Annotated in this window: 7 protein-coding genes and 1 pseudogene; 6 read left to right on the top strand and 2 right to left on the bottom strand. The window is 63.2% G+C overall.

The genetic code is table 11. The features are described from left to right. From L9Z73_RS25150 to yghX, 3 genes are all read left to right on the top strand, one after another. The coding region (locus L9Z73_RS25150) for a DMT family transporter (protein ID WP_247406887.1) at nt 1-231 on the top strand (231 nt) is incomplete at its 5' end. Between the two features lie 81 nt (nt 232-312). Further along, the gene (locus L9Z73_RS25155; RefSeq protein ID WP_247406890.1) at nt 313-807 is read left to right on the top strand and encodes a PaaI family thioesterase; all 495 of its coding nucleotides are present in this window, start codon (nt 313-315) and stop codon (nt 805-807) included. A 44-nt stretch (nt 808-851) separates the two neighbouring features. Next, on the top strand, nt 852-1,739 hold the full coding sequence (yghX, locus tag L9Z73_RS25160; RefSeq protein ID WP_247406894.1) for a YghX family hydrolase: 888 nt from the start codon (nt 852-854) through the stop codon (nt 1,737-1,739). Between the two features lie 64 nt (nt 1,740-1,803). On the opposite strand, the gene L9Z73_RS25165 is transcribed toward yghX, so the two are convergent. Further along, nucleotides 1,804-2,682 carry a LysR family transcriptional regulator gene (locus L9Z73_RS25165; protein WP_247406897.1) on the bottom strand — a complete coding sequence of 293 codons (879 nt, stop codon included), beginning with the start codon at nt 2,680-2,682 and terminating at the stop codon, nt 1,804-1,806. 128 nt (nt 2,683-2,810) lie between these two features. On the opposite strand from L9Z73_RS25165, the gene ampC reads away from it, so the two are divergent. The 3 genes and pseudogenes from ampC (at nt 2,811) to L9Z73_RS25175 (ending at nt 4,691) form a co-directional block, all read left to right on the top strand. Next, on the top strand, nt 2,811-3,962 hold the full coding sequence (gene ampC, locus L9Z73_RS25170) for a class C beta-lactamase (protein WP_247406900.1): 1,152 nt from the start codon (nt 2,811-2,813) through the stop codon (nt 3,960-3,962). Nucleotides 3,963-4,069: 107 nt separating this feature from the next. Then, nucleotides 4,070-4,169 (top strand): annotated as a pseudogene (locus tag L9Z73_RS31630) (LysR family transcriptional regulator); the annotation flags it as partial. Between the two features lie 33 nt (nt 4,170-4,202). Then, nucleotides 4,203-4,691: a GFA family protein gene (locus L9Z73_RS25175; protein WP_247406904.1), complete on the top strand. Its 489-nt coding sequence runs from the start codon at nt 4,203-4,205 to the stop codon at nt 4,689-4,691. Nucleotides 4,692-4,766: 75 nt separating this feature from the next. On the opposite strand, the gene L9Z73_RS25180 is transcribed toward L9Z73_RS25175, so the two are convergent. Next, nucleotides 4,767-4,993 (bottom strand): hypothetical protein (locus L9Z73_RS25180; protein ID WP_247406907.1); only part of this gene is annotated, 227 nt, incomplete at its 5' end.

A 4,993-nucleotide genomic window follows, 5' to 3' on the forward strand; every position in this document is an offset into this window, starting at 1 on the left:
CTGAGCCTGGGCTATGTGGCGCTGTTCAGCATGTTGATCGGGTTTGTGTTCTGGTACCGCGGGCTGGCGCAGGGCGGCATCGCCGCGGTCGGCCAGTTGCAGCTACTGCAACCGTTCTTCGGCCTGGCGCTGGCGGCGGGCCTGCTGCATGAGCAGGTCAGCCTGGGCATGGTGCTGGTGACGGTCGCGGTGATCGGCTGTGTGGCCGGGGCCAAGCGGTTTGCGCGCTAGCGTCTGCTGCGATGGCATTATTCCCATCCGGCGCGTGTCCTGTTAAACAGGAGAGTCATCCCAGAACAATAAGGACTTGGCATGCACACCCCTTCACTGCAAGACACCACCGCCCCCGAAGGCATCTGCTACGGCTGCGGCGGCAGCAACCCCCACGGCCTGCATATCAAGAGCCGTTGGGATGCCGACGGCGTTCATGTGGTCGCCGAGCACCAACCGGAAGCGAAATACAGCGGCTGGCCGGACCTGGTCTACGGTGGCCTGATCGCCATGCTGTTGGACTGCCACTCGAACTGGACCGCCATGGCCTACCACTACCGCGCCGAACAACGTGAACCCGGCAGCCTGCCGCGTATCGACTGCGTGACCGGCCATCTCGGGATCAAATTCATCAAGCCCACGCCCCTGGGCGTCACGCTGACCTTGCGTGCCCGGGTCGAGGGCGATGTGGGGCGCAAAAGTCGCGTGGTCTGCGAGGTGTATGCCGGCGATGTACTCACGGCGATCGGCGATTCGGTGTTCGTGCGCGTCGATACCGGGCAACTCGCCGCCGCCGCCCACGGTCGTAATGAGTGATCCTGGTCTACATTGACTGGCACCGCTAATCGAGGACAGCACCGATGACTCGTCTCACCGCCAAAGACTTTGCCCCCGAACTGCTGGAGCTCTACGACGGCTACGCCCACGGCAAGATCAACCGCCGCCAATTTCTCGACCGCGCCGCATTGTTCACCTTTGGCGGGCTGACCGCGTCGGCGCTGCTCGCTGCCCTGAGCCCCAACTACGCCCTGGCCGAGCAAGTGAAATTCACCGACCCGGACATCGTTGCCGACTACATCACCTACCCCTCGCCCAAGGGCAACGGCACAGTGCGCGGCTACTGGGTACGCCCGGCCAAGGCCACCGGCAAAGTGCCGGCGGTGGTCGTGGTGCATGAAAATCGTGGGCTCAACCCCTATATCGAAGACGTCGCCCGGCGCTTGGCCAAGGCCGGCTTCATTGCGCTCGCGCCGGATGGCCTGACATCGCTGGGAGGCTACCCCGGCAACGACGAAAAAGGCGTAGAGCTGCAACAAAAGGTCGACCCGACCAAGCTGATGAACGACTTCTTCGCCGCCATCGAGTGGCTGATGCACCACGACAGCAGCACCGGCAACGTCGGCATTGTCGGCTTCTGCTATGGCGGCGGCGTGGCCAATGCGGCGGCCGTGGCCTACCCGGAACTGGGCGCCGCCGTGTCGTTTTACGGGCGTCAGCCGCAGGACAAGGACGTGCCGCGCATCAAGGCGCCGATCATGCTGCATTACGGCGAGTTGGATACGCGGATCAACGAAGGCTGGCCGGCCTATGAGAAGGCCTTGAAGGCAGCAGGCACCCGCCATGAAGCGTTTATCTACAAGGGCGCCAACCACGGTTTTCATAACGACTCGACGCCGCGCTATGACGAGGCGGCGGCGAACCTGGCGTGGCAGCGCACACTGGGGTGGTTCAACCAATACCTGGCCTGACTGCCTTTGAATGCGTGGAGGTTAGCCGGCGACAAGTCTTTCATTTTGTCTCCTGATAAAAATCTCAACCCTGCGCCGCCACCTCCGACAGCCACCCCTTGAACGCCAGCATCGCCGAGGTTTCGGCGCGTGACTGCAAGCGCGTTAACCAGTAACTGCCGGTGCTGATGCCTACGTTGAAAGGCTGCCGGATCGCATCACTTTCCAGTTGTCGCGAGAACATCTGCGCGGGGGCCAACGCCACACCGACGCCCTGCAAGGCCGCTTCCATCATCGCCAGTGACGAGTCGAACACGATGCTGCGCGACACCAGGGTGTCGGCAGGCAGCCCGGCGGCCTGGAACCACAGGCTCCATTCATCGGCGCGATAGGAGCGCAGCAGCGTATGTTTCAACAGGTCGGCCGGCGTATGTAATTGCTCGGCGATTGGCGGCACGCAGAGCGCCGTCAGCGGTGCTTCGAGCAATTGGCAGGCGTCGGTACCATGCCAGGCCCCGGCGCCGAAACGGATCGCGTAGTCCAGGCCTTCGGCGGCGACATCGACGCGGTTGTTGTGGGTCGACAGGCGCAGATCGATAAACGGGTAGCGGCGCTGAAAGTCCGGCAGGCGCGGCAACAGCCAGCCCACCGCAAAGGTGCCGACCGCGCCGACGGTGAGCACTTCGCGGTAATGCCCTCCCTCGAACTGGCCCAGGGTATGGGCAATACGGTCGAAGGATTCGCGCACCACCGGCAACAACGTCTCGCCTTCGCGGGTCAGCATCAGGCCACGCGGCAGGCGCTTGAACAGGGTGACGTTCAGTTGCGCCTCCAGGCTCTTGACCTGATGGCTGACCGCTGCCTGGGTGACGCACAACTCAATGGCGGCCCGAGTAAAACTCAGATGCCGGGCGGAGGCCTCAAATGCGCGTAGCGCGTTGAGGGGCAGATGGGAACGCAGCATGCTTGACCCTAATTATTCTAATGGCTGGTGCGAGATAACATCGTTTGCCCAGGCCCGGCGAACTGTCTAACGTTGCCACGCCCGCGCAGGCTCTTCATTCAATCGATCACACTCATGGAAGCGATATCATGCCCCAACAATCCTTGTTTGGAGTGCGTCATTTAACGGCTCTGGCGATACTTCTCGGCGCCGGCCAATGCCTGGCCGCCGACCTGCAGGCCGTGGTAGACGCCAGCGTCAAACCGCTGATGCAGCAGCAGGCCATTCCCGGCCTGGCGGTAGCGGTGGTGCAGAACGGCAAGGTGCAATACTTTAACTACGGCACGGCATCGAAGGAAGCCCAGCGGCCAGTCAGCGAAAACACCTTGTTTGAAATCGGCTCGGTGAGCAAAACGTTCACCGCGACCCTGGGGGGGTACGCCCAGGCTACCGGCAAGCTCAAGCTGGCGGACAAGGCCAGCCAATACTGGCCCGCGCTGGCCGGCAGCGCCTTTGACCAGATCAGCCTGCTGCAACTGGCGACCTACACCCCCGGCGGCCTGCCGCTGCAGTTTCCCGACGCGGCCGACAGTGCCGACGCCATGCTCGGCTACTTCCAGCACTGGAAACCCACCTACGCCCCAGGCGCGCAACGCCTCTATTCCAACCCGAGCATCGGCTTGTTTGGCTACCTCGCGGCGCAAAGCCTGGGCCAGCCCTTCAATGTCGCCATGGAGAAAACCCTGCTGCCCAAGCTGGGCCTGAGCAACACCTACGTCAGCGTCCCCGCCGAGCAGTCAGGCCAATACGCTCAAGGCTACGATAAACACCACAAGCCCGTTCGCGTAAGCCCCGGCGCACTGGGCAGCGAAGCCTACGGCATCAAGACCAGCACCCACGACCTGGCGCGCTATGTGATCGCCAACATGCACCCGCAAACTCTGGAAAAGCCGCTGCAACAGGCCATCGCCAGCACCCACACCGGCTATTACACCGTGAACGGCATGACCCAAGGCCTGGGTTGGGAGTACTACCCCTACCCCATCGCCCTGCAAGCGCTGATTGACGGCAACTCGACACCGATGGCAATGGAACCTCACCGCCCCCATTGGCTGGCGACACCGCAAGCGCAACCGGCCAACGTGCTGTACAACAAAACCGGCTCAACCGGGGGCTTTGGAGCCTATGTGGCGTATGTGCCGAGCAAGGACATGGGCGTGGTGATCCTGGCGAACAAGAACTATCCGAATGCCGAGCGGGTCAAGGTCGCCCATGCGATCTTGAGCGCGCTGGATAACTGAAGCCTGAACCAGGGCGCCGAGCGCGCCCTCCTCTCACCGGCCGCCATCGCCGGCCGGCGCAAGCCGCAGGTTTACAGGTGCTGCATTTCAGCATCGATGAACTTAAGCCGTGGGCGATTCGCGAGCGCAGCATCCTGTCGCGAGCTGGAAGCGCTGCCGGGGACCTTTCACGCCCTGATCGCGACCTTGATGCCGCAAAGCGCCTAGACTCCAGAGTCACCTTGCCATAGGAGACTGCCCATGCAACTCGAAGGTTCCTGCCATTGCGGCGCCGTGACGTTCAGCCTGACCAGTGCCCATCCCTACCCTTACCAGCGCTGCTATTGCTCGATTTGCCGCAAGACCCAGGGCGGCGGCGGTTACGCGATCAACCTGGCGGGCGACAGCAACAGCCTGAAAGTGCGCGGGCGCAGGCTGATCTCGATCTACCACGCCCGGCTCAAGCCCGAGGGTGCCAGCCGCGCCCATGCCAGCAGCGCCGAACGGCATTTCTGCTCACAATGCGGCAGCGCGCTATGGCTGTTCAGCCCGGAGTGGCCGGAGCTGATCCATCCCTTTGCCTCGGCCATCGACACGCCATTGCCGGTGCCACCGCAACACACGCACCTGATGCTCGGCTCCAAGACGCCCTGGGTCGAAGTCAGCGTGCGCAAGGGCGACCTGCAGTTCGATGAGTACCCGCAGGAGTCGATCGCGCAGTGGCATGAGCGGTTGGGGCTTAGCCGTTAACCGTCCGTGACGGCAGACTCGCAGGCGCGATTTTACCGTTGCGCCCAGCGTTGATCGCCCTCGCATTCCAGAGCGTCAAGCGTCATACGCCCACCTCATCCGAAACGACGCCCCGCCCCACTCGGAGTCTTGCACTAGCACCTGCCCGCCATGCCATTGGCTGACCCGCTGCACCAGCGCCAGGCCCAGGCAGGCGCGGATGCGCTGGCCGTGAACGATGGATTGGCGCGTGTCCTCATCGAGCCTTGCACCGAAGCGCGCAAAGGTCTCCAGTTCCTCGAATTGCGCATAGGCCAGCTTGA

Source organism: Pseudomonas emilianonis (assembly GCF_023072625.1).
Lineage (GTDB): Bacteria > Pseudomonadota > Gammaproteobacteria > Pseudomonadales > Pseudomonadaceae > Aquipseudomonas > Aquipseudomonas paraveronii.

Excerpts from the sequence above, each read along its gene's own strand:
- L9Z73_RS25155 (WP_247406890.1), top strand. The coding sequence starts at position 313 with ATGCACACCCCTTCACTGCAAGACACCACCGCCCCCGAAGGCATCTGC.
- yghX (WP_247406894.1), top strand. The coding sequence starts at position 852 with ATGACTCGTCTCACCGCCAAAGACTTTGCCCCCGAACTGCTGGAGCTC.
- L9Z73_RS25165 (WP_247406897.1), bottom strand. The coding sequence starts at position 2,682 with ATGCTGCGTTCCCATCTGCCCCTCAACGCGCTACGCGCATTTGAGGCC.
- ampC (WP_247406900.1), top strand. The coding sequence starts at position 2,811 with ATGCCCCAACAATCCTTGTTTGGAGTGCGTCATTTAACGGCTCTGGCG.
- L9Z73_RS25175 (WP_247406904.1), top strand. The coding sequence starts at position 4,203 with ATGCAACTCGAAGGTTCCTGCCATTGCGGCGCCGTGACGTTCAGCCTG.